We start from the raw sequence: 22,107 nt of genomic DNA on the forward strand, positions 1-22,107 counted from the left end.
ACTATCAACCAAATATACACAGGCTATCGGCTCAGTTCTCTACTATTTACAATTCGCTCGACCTGCTTTATTATTTGCTGCAACTGTCTCAATAAGCGCAATCTGATCTAGTGCAAGGCAGTTGATGGAAACTGAATCCATCTTGCATCCATTTTTGATCATAAACGAATAAACCTTTCCATAACTACTGACAAATAGCTGTCACTAACCGGTATTATCTTTGTTAAACCCGAGCAGGAAAAGAAATACCAAACAAAAAACAATTCCAGAGCAAAGGCCATTAGTAGGATAACAAATCGAATTTTAAACCATTACAGTAAAAAACATGGACACGTTACAACAATTAAAATCAGAGTTAGCGAGTGAGTATCAAATCACAAAAAACTTTATCGCACTTTTTCCTGAAGGCAAGAATGAATATGCCCCACATGAAAAAAGCATGAAGATGATGCGTCTAGCAACTCACTTAGTCGAAGTTTTCGAATGGCCAAGTACCATTTTAAAAACTTCCGAACTTGATTTTGCTCAAAGTGGTTATGTACCAACAAGTCTATCAACAAGAGAGGACCTATTAAAAAAGCTCGATGAAGATTATGAAGCTGGAAAAACAGCTTTGGAAGGAGCTAAAGAAGAGGACTTGATTCCAAGCTGGACCATCAAAAATGATGGCCATGAATTGGCGAGCTGGAGCAAATATGAAGCTATTCGCCATTCGTTAAATCAGATTACACACCATAGGGCACAGTTGGGTGTTTATTATAGACTCAATAACATTCCTCTACCGGCAAGTTATGGACCTTCTGCAGATTCACAGAATTTCTAAAAGACTAGCTACCCGAATGAAAATACGACATCTACATGTCGTATTTTCATTTTATTCTGGACAATAGGTATGCGCGATAACACCGCCCGGAAAAACCTGCGCATCCACAAGCTTTAGTTCACAGGGTTTGGAAAGACCGTCAAAGATAGATAGTCCAGCTCCTAAAGCAATTGGATGTGTGATCAAATGATATTCGTCAATTAGTCCGGTTTCAATTAAACTTCGCATAAATTCAGCACCGCCATGAGCAACAATAGGACGACCAGACTCCGCCTTGAGTTCCTGTATCCCGCTCAAGAGATCTCCATCAAAAACCCGGGCATCCGTCCAAGAGGAATTCAGCAAATCCCCCTCACGATTGAAGAAATCATCCCCTTGTTCGCTCGACTGTTTGGCATTCAATTTATTCGAAAAGCCTTTGACTGTAGGATTATATCCCCTACGGGTAAAGACAGCTTTGGGGATGTCGTTCATTGCTCCCGCAAAAGGGCTTGTCGCAGCAGGCCAATAAGAGGCCATCACTTCAAAGGTCTTTCGCCCCATAATATGAATACCAGCAGACGCACAGATATTTAAAACCCAAGCCCTAGAATGATCATCACCACTTTTGAACATCCACCCCGTTTCACCATTGACGTCGGCAACAAAACCGTCAATCGAAATAGACATTTTCATTATTAATTTCCGCATAACAAAAAAGGTTAGTTTTTAATACAATAAACCCAATTCCAAATTGGATCAGCATACATCAAAAATAGACCATTGCTTTGACAGTTAATGGGGGACAAATCGTCAATCTTGGAGGGCAATTACGACAGAGCATTGAACTATTCTTTGTTTTCTTCAAGCGAAAGCATAAATTCTAAATAGCACTTTTTCTTCGTGAAATGATTTTCATCCAATAATTTTTTATAGCTTGAAATAGCATTAAATAAAATCTGAAGATTCTCCTCATTGTAATGGTCTACATGGAAATATACGAGTTCATTGTTGACATACTTCTCTAACGATCGAATTAAATCCTCATCCAGCTCCCGACTGCTTTCTGGAAGTGCCAAAAGCAATACAAGCTGCTTTTTCAATTCCTCTTCCCGTCTTTTCAGATCGCTCAGCCTCGCTTCAATAGCTGCAAACGGCACCGTTTGAAAAATAAACTCAGTATTCTCCACCATCTCATTATACCGTACCTGTCCTTCCCCATAATTTTTATCGAATGTGGCAAAGTCATTATATTTTTGCTCAAACTCTTTACCCTTTCCCTGTAAATCGGCCTGCCGTAAAAAGTAAGCATGGATCTGTTGATTATAATCGGTAATTTTCTGCTCTGTAGCAGCTATAGTATATTCAATCCGCTGAAGTAACTCAACCGCATCTGCGGGTTGATATTTCGTACCATCATAGTCAAATGTTTTTAATTTCAGCTCACCCTTGATAATTGATTCAACGACATATTGATCATTTTTCAAACTATTAAGTTCATATAAAGTATCCACTTTACTATCGTCAAATAATTCTTCAAAAGATTGCTTGATTAGTTTTCCAAAAGGTGGAGTGCCTTCTTTCAGTACAGGATGGTTGTAATCGTAGAAATCATTGAACTTTTGATCGAAAGCATATTTATTCATTTTACTTTCAAAATCGGCTCTAAAAGCTGCTATTTCTAACATTGAGGGATTCTGTTCATATTGTACACCTGAGAATAACTTATCAGAAATTGTGTGCGCTACCGCAGCAGCATTGGCAAGCAATTCAATGGCCGGTTCATTTCGGATTTCCTGCTTCACGATATTGAGTTTTTGCAATGCCTTTACCCGATCTTCATCGGATGGATGCGATGACCATTGATTTTCAAGATTTAGCTTCGATTTATCATATTTTTTTAACGTTGACAGTTCAATCTGTGGAAAGCCATCCCGCATTTGGTATTTATTTCGCTCGGCAAACATCAGCATAACATACCTGTGCTCAGGATAAATATTACTGCTCCGGATATTTTCCGAAAATTTGCCATCATAGAAAGTAAGTACATTATTGAGCGCGTGATTTGCAAAGCTTAGCCGCAGCAGTGAGTCTGCCAAGGCCTGAGAGCCAGCAACGTGTGCAGCAATTTCATCCGCATGAAACTCCATCTCACGAGACAAGGCGAGATAATTGAGATTAACATACGTATAGAGATGCTTTAGAATATTTTGAATCTGTTGAATAATAAAAACCGACAGGCTAATAAAGATCGCCGAATAACCACTGATATTTCCCCATTTCTCAAACATATTGTCAAGCGATTCGTTCTTATACAGCATGTTGTAGATAATTTGATTGACGTGGTAAACATAGCTCCCCACTTTCATGCTCTTCTGCGAGAAATGTCCAAATTCATGGGCAAGAATAGCCTTTAATTCTTGCTGCGTGACCGAATTTACTAAACCAACACCAATCTGTAAATTCTTTCGAATGGGAAGGAACATACTCCAGAAATTCGAATCATAAAACACAGATGCATTGACATCATGTGACAGAAAAACTTTCTTTGGAAAACTTGTATGAACCTCATTCACCACTTCATGGATCAAGGCAAATAATTGAGGCTCGTCGCGTTCAGATATTTGCGTAAGATGACCCGTCTCCACTTTTGTTGACGCAAAAACAAATTTCAATAAAAAGAATAATATGGTAAGTCCCGAACCGAATAAACCCAAACATAACACGGCTGTTAAAAACATAGGTTTAGATGCAAATATCAATACACCTTATAAGGTAAAACCAACAGTAATACCTATCGCCAGAATAAGTAGAATAATATAAGTGATTGCGAAGACAATAATGGATATTATTGTTTTACGCGCATGTTTCTTAAAGTTTGCAGAGACTTGTACTTTCATAAACCTGTTAATAAAGAAAGGGTTAATAGATAACATAAATCTATTAAATAAAATTCATTTACCTAAAGGTTTATAAAAGATAAAAACAAAAAAGATCAACTGTTAACGACAAGGACCAACAACAGCGAAGCTCGGCGATGAGTCGGCTATTTAATATCCCTTTTCTAAAGAAACTTCATTAAGTAAAGAACGCCCTTCGCTCATCCTTATATAATTATCCACAACCTGTTCAACCGAGGATCTTATGTTGGTTCTGCTAGCCACATGAGGCGTTATAAAAATAGATGGACAGTCCCAAAATGGATGATCTTGCGGTAACGGTTCTTTATGAAATACATCAAGATAAGCCGCCGCAATTTTTTTCTCTGCAATTGCATCCAGTAAATCATTTTCTATGAGATGTTCACCTCGACCAACGTTAACTAATACAGCTTCTTTTCGACACAAATTGAATAGGCTATGATTTAAAATTCCTTTTGTTGCATCTGTCAGAGGGAGGACATTAACAACAAAATCTGCGTCTTCTACGGCGGTGCTAAGTCCATCCATTCCGGTAAACGAGCTGACACTCTGTAGATTTTTAGGCGAACTAGACCATCCGTTTACGTTAAATCCCAACTGAGCTAACCGTTCCGCCACATAACCGCCAATTTCCCCTAAACCTAAAATAGTAACCTTAGTTTCTCCAATTGATTTGTATAACAAGGGACGCCAATGTTTCTTTTCTTGTCCCTTTATATACGCCGAAAACTTCTTCATTGAATACATTAAACAGGTCAAAATATGCTCAAACATATCGCTTTTCAACATGGGATCGATAATCCGACAAATATGGAGATGTGATGGGATATCTTTCGGAAATAGGTGGTCAATTCCGGCTCCCCCTGACTGGATAACTTTTAAGTTGGGAAAATGAGTATAATAATCTATCTCAGGTTTCCAACAAAGCGCAAATTCAACCTCCTCATAATTTTCGATTTCAGGGAAGATCTCTACTTTTATTTTAGGTAGATGTTGATTGATTTCAACCTTCCACTCTTCGGCCCTGGCTCTATTCAGTATCAATGCTATACTCATATTTCGTTCGTTTACACGAAAATAACATTTATCCTAAAAAAGACAATGGACTTATCCTAGAATAAGTCCATTGTCTTTTTGGGTTGATTCACCTACCGGATAGCATCCTTATTCAAGAAGAAAAATGCTATTTATAGCCTGGATTTTGTTTCAGGTTATCTCCGTCTTTATTATTCAGCTGAATTTCAGTTAGTGGAATAGGCAATAAGACATTATAATCCTGAAAACCAGTCGTTATCTTATTTGCTGGACCGGAATCACCGTTAAGTAAAATACGTTCCTTCAATTTATTCATTCTGACTAACGTCATTCGACGATTCTCCTCTGAAATCAGTTCACGAGCTCTTTCGTCTAGAATAAAATCAATCGTTAATTGACTGGCAGCGACTTTTCCCAATTGATTATTACTGGACTCCACACGTGCTGCTTTGAATGAGCGGTCTCGCAGTTTATTGATATCCTCTGCGGCACCTGCGGTATTTCCCTGACGCAAACGAGCTTCAGCCCGTAGCAAGTAGGTTTCTCCAAATCTCATGACAGGCCAATCTTTTACCAGTGCATAGCCAAAATCGTCTAATGGATCATAACCGCCCCATTTCGTTGGAAAAGGATACCACACTTCCAAACTATCGGTTCGGAAAGGGACAACTTTATCCCCTGTTTTGATGACAACATTTTTAATTCCGGCACCTTTTGCTACCCGAAATCCATCCACGTCAACACCAATTTCTGCACTAAAGTTTGGACGATTATAATTCGTTGTACGTCGAATATTGAAATTACTATTTCTGATATCTCCCTTTAGACCTTGCCAGACCTTATACTTCATAAAATTGCTAAGTCTTAACCGGCCATTTCCTCTTCCACCCAATGAATCGGCATTAACCATCCCATCCCATTTGTGATAAGCCGGCTGCCATACCCGACGTTGTTGGGGGTTATCAATAGTACCACCATTTACTTCTCGATTCAGCTCTACTTCAAAAGTCCAGATCGCCTCGGTGTTTCCCTGTCCACGACGCATATTACCCTGCCGAAACATATCTCTAAAATAATCACCGCCTTCGGACAGATATTTTCCGTAACGTGCTTCGATCAGTTTATAATTACCGCCATCGATTATAGCCGTTGCCATTGCTTCTGCCTGTGCCAAATAGCTCGCATCCCGCATACCTATTCGTAAAAAAGCTTCTGTAGCAAGCTGTCTTGCCATATCTTTGTTAATGCGGCTAGGCGCACTGGCTTTTCCAAGATCAGGAAGTTCTTTAATAGCATAATCCAAATCCTCGATTATAACTTTGTCAATTTCTGCGACTGAGGTCCGTGTATAATTAAATGAAGGTACTTTGATCGAACTTGTCAACAGAGGCACATCACCCCAAAGGGTAACAAGCATATTATAGGCATAAGCGCGAAAAAATCTTGCCTCGGCAGAAGCTTTCGCATTACTATCCCCCACGCCATCTATCACAAGGTTTGCATTATTAATAAATGCATAACATTTTTCCCATAAAAAGCTTACGCCTCCATTTTCGGAGTTCAGATCGGCATACTGATAAAAAGGATTTTCGACTCCCTCAGTTGATCCAGCGCTGGTAATATCTGTCCCAATCTGCCAACAGGAAAGAAATCCTTGTCTGCCACTATATCCCCAGAGCTGCGCAAAATTGTAGTGTAAGCCTAACAATCTGTTCTCAACCGTAGTCGGATCAACATTGGTAGCGTCGTAACTTGAATAGGGTTTCTCGTCCAAATAGCCTTTACCACAGGAGCTGGCTCCTACGGACAACAAAGCCAGCATGGAAAATAAAGTTGTATAATTGTTTATCGTCTTTTTCATGTGTATATAATTGATTTTGAAAAATGATGCGGGATCGTTAAAAACTAAGGTTAATCCCTAAAACATAAGTCCTGACCATTGGGTAATTGATATTATCATTTCCAGATCCACGTGTAATATCGCGCGCCTCCGGATCCCAGCCCAACCAGTTGGTCCAGGTATACAAATTGCGGCCACTAGCATATACTGTCAGCCCCTGTACACCAATTTTTTCGACAAGCTGTTGTGGCATTGTATAACTTAAGGTCACATCTTTCAAACGGGTAAAACTCGCATTTGAGGGGAAACCATAACCATGAATATTAGAGTGATTACCCAGAGAACGCCATTCGTTGCTTTTGTTTTCTGGCGTCCAATACCCGAGTGCAGCAGGTGTACTGCGACGGCCCATCTCATCCGACGCACCGCCGATTTGTGGATTGTTACTTAATGCCCCTTGCACTGTATTGATAAAAACATTGAGTGTAAATGCCTTGTAAGTAAACGTGTTGGTCAAACCTGCGGTCCACTTCGGTGCAGTCTGTCCCAGAACAGATCGATCACCATCATCAATTTTTCCATCAGCATTGAGATCGGCCAATTTAAGATCTCCCGCTTGCGCAGCATCATCCCAACCTTTATTCGCACCAGATGCAATCTCATCCTCCTGCCAAATCCCAACTTTCGTATAATCATAGATAACACCTAGCGGCTGCCCTATAAACCACCTATTGCCTAGATCGTCTTTACCGTTGCCATATACTTCAGTAATCTTATTTTTATTACGAGAGAAAACCAATGTACTTGACCAATTAAAATGATCCTTTACGATATTTTTGGTATTCAAAGTCAGGTCGATACCTTTATTTTCAATTTTACCAATATTCGAGTACATAGTAGCAAAACCAGTTAATTTGGGTAAAGCTTGTAGTAGCAGTAGATCATATGTACTGGACTTATAGACATCAATACTACCGGAGATCCGATTATTAAATAGTCCAAAGTCGACACCGGTATTTAATCCTTTTGTTTTCTCCCACTGCAGATCATAATTGCCCATCAAGGTTCGAATAGTTAAGGCTGTATTCGACAAGCCATTCATTGCCATTGGGTTTGAGTCCATTAAAAATTGAGTGCGATAAACAGGAATAGCCTCATTTCCAGAAAGGCCATAAGAAATACGCCATTTTAAGTTACTGACAATATGTTTGGCGTTTTGCATAAAGGATTCATTGTGAATATTCCATGCCGCAGCTGCGGATGGAAAAGCACCATATTTATTGTTTCTTCCAAAAACAGAAGCGCCATCCCGGCGAACGGTCAAGGTCAACATATAGCGACTATCATAAGCATAATTTAAGCGACCCATTTGTGAGATTGTTCGATATAAATCTGCCGTCGAAGAAACCTTTTGTGTCGACGCCGCCCCTAAATTACCCCAACCAAGTGCATCATTGGGAAATACCTCGCCTGTCGCAATCGACTGTTGCCAATATTTGCTTTTAGCGGCATATAGCCCCGTAAAGTCAATATGGTGCTTACCAAAGTCTTTGACATAAGTCAATATATTTTCTACGGTATACGTCTGTGTTTCACTATTGGTAATGCGTCCAAGACCGGCAAAATTATAGACCGATTCGCCTTCATATTCATTGTTCCTGAGCGGTACATAAGAATAACCTGCATTCAATTTATACTTTAATCCAGCTAATGGTTTGTATAATTCGCCAAAATTTAAATCGGCATAGCCATTCAATGAAATATTAAATTGTCGGCGTTGTGGATCCAAGGTCGTTGGCAACAATGGATTGGACCATAATTGCTCCGAATACATGGGGTATTGTGTCAACGAACCATCTTCGTTATACATTCTAGCATAAGGACTCATTGCCGCAGCCTGCAAAAGATTCGCCCGACCGCCATCTCTATTGTGTGCAACGATAAATGAAGATGTACCTACAGATAGATATTTGGTGGCCTTAAAATCGGTATTTGTCCGAAAGGAGTAACGTTTGTAATTGTACCCCAGCAAGACTCCTTTTTCATTTAAATAATCGCCTGACACAAAATACTTGGCATTTTCACTTCCGCCCGACAAACTTACGTTGTGGTTTTGCACAACACCTGTCTGCATCACCGCATCCAACCAATCTGTCGTCACTCCATTTGTATAATTGTCATATTCGTATTGATTACGTACCGGACCGCCGTTATATAAACTAGTGTTCGTGATACGCGCATATTCCGCATAACGTTTTAACAGCTCTTCGCCAGAAACCGGTTCGAGGATGTGCGCGACATTCTCCACCCCGCCATAACCACTGTAACGAATCGAAGGCTTACCTGTTGTTCCTCTCTTTGTTGTAATCAATATGACACCATTAGAGCCATTTACACCATAGATAGCCACTGCTGAAGGATCTTTAAGTACTTCTACCGATTCAATGTCATTAGGATTAATATCATTGATGGAACCATCTGTTTTTGTCAAGGGAATTCCGTCCACCACAACATAAGGCTCCGTTGTCGCACTGATTGAGTTTCTTCCTCTTACCTGCACCGAAGGTGCATCCCCGGGAATGGATGAGGCCTGAGAGACAGTCACATTGGACACAGCCCCCTGAATCGCCTGCATCACATTGTTCACAGGAATTTTTGAAAGACGGTCTTTGGGAACTGAGGCTACTGATCCTGTTATATCCGATCTTTTCTGGCTACCATAGCCCACCACAACAAGCTCTTCCAAAACATTTTCTGAAGGCAAAAGTGCAATGTCTAAATTGGCCTGCTGCCCAACCGTAATCTGCTTTTCCTGAAATCCAACCGATGTGATGATTAAAGTACTTCCAGCGGATGCTTGAATCACAAAATTCCCTTGAGCATTTGTCTGTACCGTTTCTGTCCCACCTTTGACACGGATTGTAACCCCTGCAATCCCCTTTCCTGAAGTGTCTTTAATTATCCCCTTCACATTTGTGCTTTGCCCATAACTGGACATAGCTATCAAAAAAAGGCTATTCAATAAGAGTCCTCTTTTTGTGTATCTGTTATAGTAATGATTTAACATAGTTTATTTAATAATTGATTTGGTTAGAATATTATTTTCTAAATATTTCTGGAATCAACCTAGCAATGCCAGAATGTCCATTGGATATTCTTCTCAATTTGGATTCATAGCTTGTTGTTTATAATTGGTGTTCTTGTTTTACTGGAGAATAGCGCGCACATTTTCCGTGTAAACAAGCAAATAATTTCGTCAGACAGTACCGTTAGACTTAGGACAAAAGTAGCTCTGAAGTGAAATCAGTGTGTTTAATTTTAGTTCAATTGAGTTGAAATTTGCTTCAAAACACCGAAAAAAGCCGTTATCGAACCTTTTTGAGATTCTATTGACGCTGTACTATTGCTCACAATTGAACGTTCAGTAAAGACTCGAAAAAGAAGATTCAAGCCTTGTGAGCCACAGCTAATTGAAATAAAACCGCAGCAGAGTACCTTTAAAATTAAATAACAAAGGGGCAGTCCAATTCTGGACAGCCCCTCCCTGACATTAAAGCAGTACTTATTTTATCAAGGTATCAAACACTTGTCTTTCTCCATTTTGCCACCGGATCTCCACTTTCTTATCCGTCGCTTTCAATTGTGGAAACAGCTCTTCATTTGCCCATTTTTCCCCTGACTTTTTCCACAGCTGCAAAGTGACATACCATTGTTCTCGCGGTCTCCCCTCTCTGACAAAACAGTTCAACACAGCACTCTCCTCGGCTACAGGATGAAGCCCATAACAACTTACGCTTTCTATTCCCTGCCAGCCCATTAGCCGCACCATAGCCAATTGGTACTCACCATTGTCTAAAATCATCGCCTCCTGTCCTTTATACTGAAGTTTATGCGTATGAATGGGCTTATCTTTCCATTTTGGAAGGGCGTAGTGTCCTAAACGAAAGACCAACGGTTTGTCGGAAAGGACTTGATCACATCTCAAAAATCCATTTGCCAATGTCATCTCCGATAAGGCCAAATGCACCGTCGTGTCCGAGGCTAAGGTTGCCAAACGACGATATATTCCCTGCTCATAACCTTTAAATTGATAAATACGAAGTGATTCCCATTTCTTCAAACCGTTTTGAAAGGTGTAATTCATCGAAATTTCTCCGTTCTTTCCATCGGCCTGCCAAGGAAATGCACTGCTATAGGATAGCTTATTATAATTTTCTGTTCCTTGGTAATAGCCTACTTTCTCGCTTGAGTTCCAAGAGCGAATTTCAGAGGCGCCGATCTTATCATAATCAGTTATGAGGATTTCAGCACCTTTAACATAGGTATTTAATGTCTTCGCTTCAGGAATTTGATTATCCCACGCACCTAAATTTTCCGGTGCCGTCCAAAACCTACTACTTTTAGGAACTAAAAGACCTAGAAAAAACTTTCCTAACCAGTATGCGCTTCCCCGGCAGCTATACTCCTGTACTGCAGGATCAAAAGCACCATAAAAACCAAGATTTGGAACACCATCTGAAAGAAAATCGGGGTTTTCTAAAAACTGTAACAGCGTGCCGGATGCAATTCTTCGCATCCAACCATAATTAATGGACGGATCACCCAATAACCCCAATAACGGAAAGGGTACAGCGGCCCCCATACGATAAGAAATACTACGCCCCCACATAATCATTTCGCCATTGCGGCTGAATAAATAAGGATAGCTTTTAACAACGTCATGTAGATTTGCTTTAAATTGAATGGCAAGTTCAGGATACATTGTCGCGCCATAGTAATTTGCCCATAGTGTCCCATAGAGCTGAAAAGCCCACATACTGTAGTAATCATAATATGGACTGTCATTATACCAACCATCGCCATGATAGTCCTTTAAGCATTTTTCTAACAGATCCCTGAGATAATCTTCTCGAACAGCATAGCCTCTACTTTTAAAAAAACTTAGAATCATAATATTGAAAAAGCGCCAATTCATCTCTATTGTTGGTCCATTGCCATAACTTAGCATGGTCTGTGCGAGTGCATTTTTGGTATGTTCCGGCAAAGGATCCCACAGCACTTCCGGAGCGGCCATCAGTGCGACAGCTAAACCACCAAATTCCACCAGCTTTTGACTTGGTCCTCCATCTGTGGGAAGTGGGGCAATATAACTTTCAGAACTCTCATTCAATAGACATTCCAGTTGATGCCGATAATAATCCGCCACACGAATATCTCGAATCTTATAGTCAGCATTTTCCTTTAAAAGGGGGACAGCTATGAAAAGCGTGCGGCACAGCCCCTCTAATCGTTCCGTTTCGTTGTGCACCCCATCTCTGGGATAGCTCCGTCCAGGCTGCTTGGCAAATAACATGGGACTATTAAGATCCTGAACTTTCGAAAAAGCGCCCTCTAACAAATAGGATGCCGCATCCAACCAATGCTGGCGTGTCAGACCAGTATAAGGGCTTCTTTTAAAATCTGGATTTTTCAACTCAAAAACCGCTTTTTTCTGCGCCCGTACAACCGTTCCGATCATAACAAAAAGCCAAACTAGCATCAAAATTCGAGGCATTCGCTGTCTTATTTTCATATTTTTAATTTCTCCATTTTTTTCTAGTTTTATCGCGCCACTCCAGTACTTTAACGGCTGTCGGAGCTGTTTCGGTTAATCCTTCGCCATCTTTTTGCACCGTAGCCTGTACGAATAGTGCTATCTTGCGTTTTTTTTGCCAAAGCTCAGTATCGTAAGTAGGTTCCCAAGATCCCACAGATTCATCACAAAGATCAACAAGGTCAGTTGCCTCTTGCTGCATCCCCCGCAAGGTCAGAATCGATGGCCGATATCCCCGTTCCTGGTCCCGAAAGATCAGCGTTAAGGCAGTTCTATTGTCTTTGCCCCGGACCAATATCTGCGGTCTAGCGATAGGAATCTCTTTTGTTCCACCACCACTTAAGCTAAATGGAGTCTTTCTAAAATCAAAAGATCGGACTTTCCATTCCCCATCCTGCAAATAAATAACTTTATACTGCGGAATCTGAGATCCTGGATCACGCCAATAGCTTGCTATAAAAGGATTTCCCTTGTCGTCAGCAGCAATCGATGTCTGATTAATCAGTTCGTGCTGCTGTGGGATACGAGCCGCATATTCTACGGTAGAGGCATTTATCGGCAGATTATATCTCGTTCCATTGCTGTTCTCCCAGGTTAATCCGCCATCTTTTGAGCAGGCATAAGCCATATCATGATTGCTTGCCACATCCGGGTTTTCACGCCAGACCCAGGATAGATGTATCGTTCCCTGATGATCGACATAACTTTGCCAATACGCATTTCTCTTTCCTTCACCATCAATCAAGTTGCTATGAATACGTTTCCATTGCTGCTGTTTCATATCATAGCTATTCACCACGAGATTGCCGTTGCCCGATCCCCCGTCTCGATATAGAAATAACAGCTGGCCATTGGGGAGTTTTAAAAATTCGGGGTAAGTCACTAGTGTCTCATCTCGACCTACCATAAACTGCTCGTAACCAAGAACGAGGCTGTTTGGATGAAGAGAACGTGCATACCTCAATCGACTGTTATGCTGATCCCAGCATACGTGAAGATATCCAGCCTTATCCACCATGATGCTGATAACATTGTGCGCATCTTTGGCATTGCCGGTATAAGCGGTACGGCGTAGCTGCCAAGCCTTCCCCGATAGCAGACGTCGACCTAAGACGACATATCCCTCGTCGTCATAATAAGCTATATACTGATATTTACGGTCGCTTGTTAAGGAATTCTTGCGAAATACAGCCGTATTAACCGTATTCTTTGCCCATCCGCTCCCAGCTATTGTTTCCTTAATTTTTTGTCCCTGCACCTGACAGAGAAATAATAGGGATGTACAATAGAGCATCCCTATTCTTAAAATTTGACTAAGATATCTTTTCATTCATTTTTTTAATTGAGCCCACCTCGTTTCATCGATGCTGTATTAGTGAATGCCCTTACTATGGTCTGAGTTCCAATCCTGTCCTGACCAGATACGTTTGGCACTCCAGTCAGTAACTTCACTTGTCCAGAAAGGATCATCATCCGGTAGCCCCAAAGGCAAAAAAATCACCGAACAGAGGTAAGGACTTCCCTGATTATTATAAGAGTCGGCGAGACCAGGTTGACTGCCGTACATGCCCAATGTCAACCAGCCATTTTGATAAGTACTTGGATTCTCTGTTGTTTTTTTTAATACAGCAGACAGGGCACCACGCACCTGCCCGTTTGTCAGTTCTCTTGGAAGCCGCTTCTTAAATGCCATGTCTGCCAAATGATGGAAGGCCGCAGCCCGATAAATTACAGATCTTCCTGTCGGAGGAAAACTACCGTCGGCATTGATCAGCCGCTCTTGAATAATAGCATAGCGTTCGTTTCGAAGTTTGATTTTCGCAAACATGTTATCATAGTTCTGGGTTTTCAATTGGATCAAATCCATGATACCCGCCAAAAAAGGATGAATAACATAACTATTATAATAATCGAAAGCATACTGTGGACCATCCATATACATACCATCACCAACATACCATTGCTCCAGTTGTTGCAAGGCGTAGTCGACGCGCATTGCATCCCAATCCTCCGAATATTTGGCTAAGAACACTTCGTTCATCGCCGAGAAAAGCAACCAATTTGAATATGCGGGACGAAATTGCCGCGTAATCTTTATCGATGCAATCAAATTCTTTCTGGTTTGCTGATCAAGGTGATCCCACAGCCACGGACTTCGCATAAAGCCTAAAGCAATAAAGGAGGCATCCACAAGCTGTTGCCCCCCGAGATCAAAACGCATAAAATCCCTTGCATTACTATCCAACGCATTTTTAAGTGCTTGAATTGTCCAAGTTCTATATTGATCACGTAGCTTTCTTTCAGCCACAGAACCACCATTCAGTGAAAGCCAAGGGGCTATACCTGACAATGCTCGTCCCAATACCTCAACATATTGCACCTTTATACGATGCTCCCTGTTATCCACACGATTTGATGTCATCTGAGGCATGTTTAATCGCAGGCTATCATGCGCCAAACTCCGCAAAACCGGACGCAACATACGGTCCATTTCTTGAAGCCAAAAAGTCCTTCCGGTCTCCTTATTACCAGTAGATTTCTGCTTTACAATTTGCCCACGGACAAATTGAACCGCCAACAGCAACAGGAAAAAAGGTATAATTCGCATCTTAATTTTCATAGTCTATTTTATTTTTTATCCAGATAACGATACATTTCTGTACCCGCCAATAAGAATGCGCCTACACCAAATGGAGCGGTAGAATTGGCATCAACTACCTGTCCGGGGATAGCTTTCTCACCGATAGGTTGTACATATCCGATTCTTCCGTCATCTTGTAGCGAAACTTCACTCAAGTAATGCCAGCCTTTAAGCGCTGCCTGGGAAAACTTCGGATCAATGAGTATATTTTCGTTGATTCCCCAAAGTAAACCATAAGTAAAGAATGCGGTCCCGCTAGTTTCCCTCCCGGGTGCATGATCCGGATCCAACATGCTCCGTGTCCAGAACCCTTCGTCCTGCTGGCAGCTTATGATCGCAACCGCCATTTCTTTGAATCTTTGATGATAATAATCGTAATGTTTATCCTGCTTGGGTAGATCTTGAAGAACTTTCGCCAAGGCTGCGAACACCCAGCCGTCACCTCGCGCCCAAAAATCCTTTTTGCCATGAAGGCTTTTGTGTTTCGGATAAACATATTTTGCATCACGATAGTATAACTTATCCGTCTTATCGAACATCATACTATCCGCGTAGCACAAATAGGTATACATCTTATCCAGATAAAGTGGATCTTGGGTCAATTTGTACATTTTGGTCATGACAGGCATGACCATGTAAAGACCATCAGCCCACCACCAATAATCAGTATGAGGTGAATGGATCTGATAGTCCATAACTTCTTTGGCCCGGGCTATCTTTTCTGGACTTGGCGATAGATTATAAAGATCAATATAGGTCTGGAAACAAATCTGCCAATCTCCAAAAAGAACATAATCATCCGTTTCACCATAGCTATATTTCCAATGTTGCTTGTCGGTTGATTTAGCGCCTTTCCAACCATTGAACTTTGCCCAATCTTCAGAATATTTCAGATCACTTTTCGACCTGGAAATCTTATAGAATTCCATATTTCCAGTATGGTAGGCCGCCTGATCCCAAAATGCCCAAACCTCGGGCTTGTGATTCGATTGCCAATACCGGTTTGCACTTTTAAGTTGAGAAAGGACAACTTCTTTTTTTAGTTTCTGTCCAAAAGAGAAATGTCCGATAAACAATAGGCATAAAATAAAATTGATACGCATGTCTTAAGATTTATAATTTTTGATTCCCAAACCGGGATAAACAAAACTACTTCAAATCAATATGGAAGATGTTTGAATAAAGACTAATCATGACCCAAAATGGGATCAATTTAGGTCTAGAAGGCCCATCTATCGTGTTTAAGAGCTCTATTTCAAATAAGCGTACAATATACACTTATTTAAAAAAACATTTGTATCTTTAATCAATATAAACCTAAAAATATTCAGTTGGTCTCTTTCTTTTCGCGATACGATACGGATATTATTGAAGCACAATTACACCGCAGCAGGGTTACCTCCTAAGAGATGGAGCACAGAACCTGTTACTGGGATAAGAAATTTACCTAAACTGGATTGGACAGGTGGAATTAAAAATTATTAAGATGAATGCAAGTATAAAGCAGATTATTACATTTTTATATCTATCTCTATCCCTAGTAACTTTTGTCTTTAGCCAACAAATGGGACTCAACCCTGTGACAAAAAATTATGAGCTTCCCTCTCTAACGATCAATCAGACTATTCAGGATCAAGAAGGCTACATCTGGTTTGCATCCACACAGGGATTAAGCCGCTATGATGCCTATAATATCCTGAATTTTAAACTAAAGGATGCTACCGGAAAAGTGACCTCCCAGCAAGCGATCCGGACGCTTATAGAACTAGAAAATAAACTGATTTTGGGCGGTGAGAAAGGTGTCTACGTATTAGATAAGCGTAACTATAAAGTATTCCCCCTAAACGATCCACGTGTAGCAACCGTCCGTGTCAATGCATTGATGGTTGACCATTCAAAACGACTTTGGATCGGCACAGATAATGGTATTTTTATTTATAACAGTGATTTACAACCTCTGACAGAAGCCCAAAGTTCATATATCCTGAACAGTACCATGCGAGGCAAAACGATTAATACAATATTTCAAGATAGCCAAGCGCAGATTTGGATCGGTGTCTGGGGATCTGGCTTATTCAAACTCAGTCCGGAGAACAAAACACTTCACGCCTACCCTAGACTGGGCCAGCGCAACAGTCCCTTCAAACTCATGGAAGATGATCACGGACAATTGTGGATATGTACTTGGGGTGATGGAATATATTTGTTCAATCCAAAAGAGTCAAACAATCCATATACGGAAATTGAAATCAAAAACAAACGCCGTCATGTAGGTAAAGAAGATCTTTTTTACAATATCATTCAGGATCAGAGCCGTCATTATATTTGGATTCTCTCTTTCTCAGGCATATCAACACTTCAGTACAAAAATGGTCAATTGCAAGAAATCGACCTTTCTAACCACTTCAATAATACGACGAATATCTTCAACGATATTTATCAAGATAAAAACGGCACCTTATGGCTAGCCGTCGGAGGGAAAGGAGTATCGATGTTTACTTTTGATAAACCAATTGTTAAAAACTATAGTTTCAAAAAAATCAAAACATTGTACAGTATCGCTCCAAACCTAAATATGCTTTATCGAGATCCTAATGGCATCTTATGGTTTAATCTCGAAAGGTTTGGATTTGGTAGTCTCTCCACAAAAACAAATCAGTTAAATACATATAGTAATTCCAATTTTAGGGACTTGATTTCTATACGTGCGGTTACTTGCGCCACAGATTTTAGACAAGAACTTTGGGTAGGTTCAGCGTATGAACCGTCAATTAATGTCTTTCAAAAGACAAACAATAATATCAAATTCTTACGGAAGATAGATTTAACCCAACATGTCGACCATCGGGGGATACCCTCTTTTTTCTTTACAGATAAAGAAAATCGGCTTTGGATCGCAACAACACAGGGTCTGCTCCTGAAAAGGTCGGAATCGGAAAACATCACAATTATTCCCCAAATAAAGGATCAACCAGTAGCTATTGCACAGGGCAATCAAAACCATATTTGGATTGCAACCAAAGAAAATGGAATCTATTGTATCGATAACCATAATTTCCAGTCCATACTCGCTCATATTGGTAAAGAGACTTCGGGCTTAAAAAGCGACCAGATTGAAACAATGGATATTGATCATAATGGCAATTTATGGATTGGTACGAAAGATAATAGACTGTTGAACTATCAGGTCGCTAACCAAAAAGTATCAGAAATCGCAAATAATACATTATTTGAGAAAAACCAGCTTCTAGATGTTATCTGTCTTGATCGTTATACTTGGTTATCTACTACGCGTAATTTATACAAGATTAGCAACTCTAACAAGAACATCAGTGAATTTTCTGCTTCCGACAGCCTTCAGGTCAACATGTTTTCAAAGCGGGCCTTTGCCGTGGATAAAACCTCCAATACAATTTATTTTGGTGGTTACAACGGTATAGTTCAGCTCAATGACCATAGCATTTTACCTAATTTCAAAGAAAAAGTTCTTATTTCGGACATAAAAATTAATAATAAGTCCATTATCCTAGAATCAAAACCGGGAATATTCAGTGATGTCCCCCCTAAATTGACGCTGAATCCCCAAGATCAAAACATTGAAATATCCTTCTCCACCCTGCCTTTTACGCAGGAAGGAAAAATTCGTTATGCTTATAAATTAGAAGGTGTTGACAAAGAATGGATCTACGCCCCTCGAGATCGCATCTTTGCAACATATAACAATTTAAGCAAAGGGAGCTATAGATTTTTAGTCAAATCGACGGACTTGTACAATAAGTGGAGTACAACTTTTACTCAAATTGAAATCATAAAGAAACCTTCATTCTACGAAAGCAATTTAGCTTACTTTTTATACGCATGTGTTTTCGGGGGGATTGTCTTCTTTTTTATAAATTATTCTTTTAAGCGTTTAAAATTGAGCGGTGATCTAAAAATTGCCCAAATTGAAAAAGAAAAGACTAAGGAACTAACACAGTCCAAACTCAGTTATTTTACCAATATTTCACACGATTTGCTCACGCCGCTAACTATTATATCCTGTTTAGTTGATGATGTTCAGATGACTACGAAAAATAATTTGGAACAATTTGATAAAATGCGCCTTAATCTAAGCCGTCTAAAACGGTTGCTCCAACAAATCTTAGATTTCAGAAGAATGGAAAACAACGGCATGAAGCTACAAATAAGTGCATCCAATTTCCCCTCTTTTGTTACTCAATTGGGAGCCATGCATTTTGGTCCAATTGCCAAAAAGAAAAACATCGATTTTGAAATTCAACATGGAGACTGTCCCGAAATCCTTTTCTATGACATCGACAAAATCGACAAAATTCTTTTCAATCTCCTATCAAATGCATTTAAATATACCGAGCAAAGTGGAAAGGTTACGCTTTCTTATCATGTAGAAGAAGGAATAGATTCCAATAGACTCTTCATTTATGTTCGTGATAATGGCGTAGGAATATACCCCGAAGACGTCGATAAAATTTTTACCGCCTTCTACACCAATAATTCTACAAAACATCTTGAAAGTAATGGTATTGGACTTTCGGTAACGAAACAACTGATAGAGGCTCATTATGGTGTAATCCATGTGGAGAGTCAAAGAAGTATCGGAAGTATGTTTCAGATCACCATTCCAGTAGATAAACAATACTACTGTAAGAAAGGAATAGACGTGATGGAACAACCTTTTACCGAAGAAATTAAAGCGACCATTATTGAGTCTAATGCCGTCGATCAGCCTCTATCAAAAAATATATTACAGCCCAGACTTAACCTACTTTTAGTGGAAGATAATGAAGAGCTTCGTGCAACCATGGCTAGAATTTTAGCCCACAATTATCAGGTCCATATCGCAAATAATGGTCTTCAGGGATTGGAAGTACTCGAAAACACAGAAATTGATATTATTGTAAGTGATATTATGATGCCCGAACTCGATGGTCTCAATTTTTGTAGAACCATAAAATCAAACGCAGAGCTCAACCATATTCCCATTTTGCTCTTAACGGCCAAAAATAGCATTGAAGATCGTATTGAATGCTATCAAGCAGGTGCCGATGGTTATATTAGCAAGCCCTTTGAGATTAAAGTCCTAGAAGCCAAAATCCAAAGCTTCATCATCAATAAACGCTGCCGTCAACTCGTTTTCCAAAATAATACACAGATTAATATAGCAACACTTGATCACACGCCATTGGATGAAAAGTTTGTGCACAAGATGATTCAGGTTATCCAGCAACATCTTTCGGACGATCAATTTGATGTAGTCAAACTTGGAGATATACTAGGCTTGTCCAAGTCAACATTATATCGAAAGACAAAAGTTTTATTGAATGTATCTCCCAGCGAATTTATTAAAAACATACGCCTAAAACATGCTTGTCAAATTATGGAAAAAGATCGGTCCATCTCAGTGAGTGAAGTGGCTTTTGAGACTGGTTTTTCAGATCCACGTTATTTCGCGACCTGCTTTAAAGCAGCGTTTGGTGTAACTCCAAGTGAGTTTCAAAAAAATAAAGAGGCAAACACCTTTATTCCCTTATAGTTGTGAATAGGAAATAAAACAAAAATAACCCGGTTTTCATTGTATTTTTATCGTAAATTGGTAGATGACTTCCCTAAACAAAGATCAAGATGGCACTTAGAAACCGAATTATTCTCATCAGTTTAATCCTTTTTAAATTCATCATTCAATACCAGTTGATCAGTCCGACCTATGAATTGCAACGTGATGAATTTTTACATTTAGATCAAGCGAACCATCTTGCCTGGGGATTCCTTTCTGTTCCGCCACTAACATCTTGGATCTCCTATCTGATCAAATTATTGGGTAATTCTGTTTTTTGGATCAAGTTTTTTCCAGCACTTTTTGGAGCCCTCACGATTCTTGTTGTCTGGAAAACAATAGAGGCTCTAAAAGGTAATCTTTTTGCCCGAGTCTTCGGATGCTGTTGCATCATGTTTTCTGTCTTATTTCGTTTGAATGGTCTATATCAGCCCAATTCCTTTGATGTCCTCTGCTGGACTTCCATATATTATCTCATTATCGAATATTTAATTAGTAGACAATCTAAGTGGCTATTCTACATAGCCGTTGTATTTGCATTTGGATTTTTGAATAAATATAACATCGCATTTCTGATCTTAGGCCTGATCCCGGCAGTCGTCTTGGTTCGAGAACGAAAAATCTTTGCCGAAAAAAAGTTATATTATGGGATACTCATCGCTATACTGATTATCCTTCCAAATTTAATATGGCAGTACCGCAATAACTTCCCTGTATTTGTTCATTTCAAAGAACTTCAAGATACGCAGCTTGTACATGTCAACAGGTGGAGCTTTATGAGATCTCAGTTTCTATTTTTCTTCGGGACCTTTCCTGTAGTCATTTTAGGTCTCTATGCACTCCTGAAATACCCTGTATTTAAAACATTCCGCCTATTCTTCTATTCTTTCTTTATCACCCTCGGAATTTTCCTACTACTGAGAGCAAAAGACTACTATGCAATAGGTCTCTACCCAATATATTTTGCTTTTGGCGCAGTCTATATTTCATCACTTTTGGAAAATAAAACCGGTCAAATTTTAAAACCTATTTTGATCGCTTTAACGGCTATCCTATTTCTTCCGATCTACAATATTGCATTCCCCAATAGAAATCCCGCCTATTTTGTGAACCATCCTGATAAATATAGGAAATATGGAATGTTAACATGGGAAGATGGCAAAGAGCATCCACTTCCACAGGATTTTGCAGATATGCTGGGATGGAAAGAACTTGCCCAAAAAGTCGATAGTGTGTATGACCAAATACCCAAATCGGAAAATACCCTTGTACTTTGCGACAATTATGGTCAGGCCGGTGCGATCAACTATTATTCCAAACGCGGAATAAAGGCTGTTTCATTCAACGCAGACTACATCAATTGGTTTGATTTGAATAAAGCATACAGCAATGTGATTCGAATTAAAGACCGCTGGGAACGAGAAAGAGAACTTAAAACAACAAGTCCCTTCTTCAGCAAATCAATGCTGGCCGACTCCATCACAAATAGTTATGCAAGAGAACATGGTACAGTCATCTTTACCTTTATTGATGCAAAAATCAATATCAACGAACGTATCTCCAAAGAGGTTGAATCAGCAAAAAAAGCGAAGAAACTTCCTTTGTAAATAATTCATTTTTCAAGCAATTAAGCCCAGTGCAGGCTATTTTTTCAATAAAAAAATAGTATATTTAGTTTAATAGCCAAAAGCTTCCGCCGCAAA

13 protein-coding genes are annotated in these 22,107 nt (G+C 39.8%); 3 read left to right on the forward strand and 10 right to left on the reverse strand.

Annotated elements, in window-relative coordinates:
* Positions 1–325 precede the first annotated feature (325 nt).
* Complete coding sequence (locus tag AB1Z56_RS14435) at positions 326–823, forward strand: DinB family protein (RefSeq protein ID WP_309362577.1); 498 nt, start codon at positions 326–328, stop codon at positions 821–823.
* 51 nt (positions 824–874) lie between these two features.
* On the opposite strand, the gene AB1Z56_RS14440 is transcribed toward AB1Z56_RS14435, so the two are convergent.
* The 10 genes from AB1Z56_RS14440 to AB1Z56_RS14485 form a co-directional block, all read right to left on the reverse strand.
* The gene (locus AB1Z56_RS14440) at positions 875–1,513 is read right to left on the reverse strand and encodes a dihydrofolate reductase family protein (protein ID WP_426789455.1); all 639 of its coding nucleotides are present in this window, start codon (positions 1,511–1,513) and stop codon (positions 875–877) included.
* A gap of 137 nt (positions 1,514–1,650) precedes the next feature.
* The gene (locus AB1Z56_RS14445) at positions 1,651–3,543 is read right to left on the reverse strand and encodes a M48 family metalloprotease (protein WP_426789456.1); all 1,893 of its coding nucleotides are present in this window, start codon (positions 3,541–3,543) and stop codon (positions 1,651–1,653) included.
* A 27-nt stretch (positions 3,544–3,570) separates the two neighbouring features.
* The gene (locus tag AB1Z56_RS14450; protein WP_426789457.1) at positions 3,571–3,702 is read right to left on the reverse strand and encodes a hypothetical protein; all 132 of its coding nucleotides are present in this window, start codon (positions 3,700–3,702) and stop codon (positions 3,571–3,573) included.
* Positions 3,703–3,852: 150 nt separating this feature from the next.
* Positions 3,853–4,779: a glyoxylate/hydroxypyruvate reductase A gene (locus tag AB1Z56_RS14455; RefSeq protein WP_343555042.1), complete on the reverse strand. Its 927-nt coding sequence runs from the start codon at positions 4,777–4,779 to the stop codon at positions 3,853–3,855.
* 127 nt (positions 4,780–4,906) lie between these two features.
* Positions 4,907–6,619, reverse strand: a complete 1,713-nt coding sequence (locus tag AB1Z56_RS14460) for a RagB/SusD family nutrient uptake outer membrane protein (protein ID WP_426789458.1) — start codon at positions 6,617–6,619, stop codon at positions 4,907–4,909.
* Positions 6,620–6,656: 37 nt separating this feature from the next.
* Positions 6,657–9,665, reverse strand: a complete 3,009-nt coding sequence (locus tag AB1Z56_RS14465) for a SusC/RagA family TonB-linked outer membrane protein (RefSeq protein ID WP_426789459.1) — start codon at positions 9,663–9,665, stop codon at positions 6,657–6,659.
* A 495-nt stretch (positions 9,666–10,160) separates the two neighbouring features.
* The gene (locus AB1Z56_RS14470; RefSeq protein ID WP_426789460.1) at positions 10,161–12,170 is read right to left on the reverse strand and encodes a DUF2264 domain-containing protein; all 2,010 of its coding nucleotides are present in this window, start codon (positions 12,168–12,170) and stop codon (positions 10,161–10,163) included.
* A 4-nt stretch (positions 12,171–12,174) separates the two neighbouring features.
* Entirely contained in the window at positions 12,175–13,521 is a 1,347-nt protein-coding gene (locus AB1Z56_RS14475) for a BNR repeat-containing protein (protein ID WP_426789461.1), read from the reverse strand.
* Between the two features lie 42 nt (positions 13,522–13,563).
* Positions 13,564–14,811 (reverse strand): DUF2264 domain-containing protein, encoded by a 1,248-nt coding sequence (locus tag AB1Z56_RS14480; protein ID WP_426789462.1) that lies wholly within the window; start codon positions 14,809–14,811, stop codon positions 13,564–13,566.
* An 8-nt stretch (positions 14,812–14,819) separates the two neighbouring features.
* The gene (locus AB1Z56_RS14485; protein WP_426789463.1) at positions 14,820–15,935 is read right to left on the reverse strand and encodes a glycoside hydrolase family 88/105 protein; all 1,116 of its coding nucleotides are present in this window, start codon (positions 15,933–15,935) and stop codon (positions 14,820–14,822) included.
* Positions 15,936–16,318: 383 nt separating this feature from the next.
* Between AB1Z56_RS14485 and AB1Z56_RS14490 the strand changes: the two genes are divergently transcribed.
* Entirely contained in the window at positions 16,319–20,383 is a 4,065-nt protein-coding gene (locus AB1Z56_RS14490; protein ID WP_426789464.1) for a response regulator, read from the forward strand.
* A gap of 89 nt (positions 20,384–20,472) precedes the next feature.
* The gene (locus AB1Z56_RS14495; protein ID WP_426789465.1) at positions 20,473–22,011 is read left to right on the forward strand and encodes an ArnT family glycosyltransferase; all 1,539 of its coding nucleotides are present in this window, start codon (positions 20,473–20,475) and stop codon (positions 22,009–22,011) included.
* Positions 22,012–22,107 lie beyond the last annotated feature (96 nt).

The sequence above is a fragment of the Sphingobacterium sp. WOUb80 genome, from assembly GCF_050058145.1.
GTDB lineage: Bacteria > Bacteroidota > Bacteroidia > Sphingobacteriales > Sphingobacteriaceae > Sphingobacterium.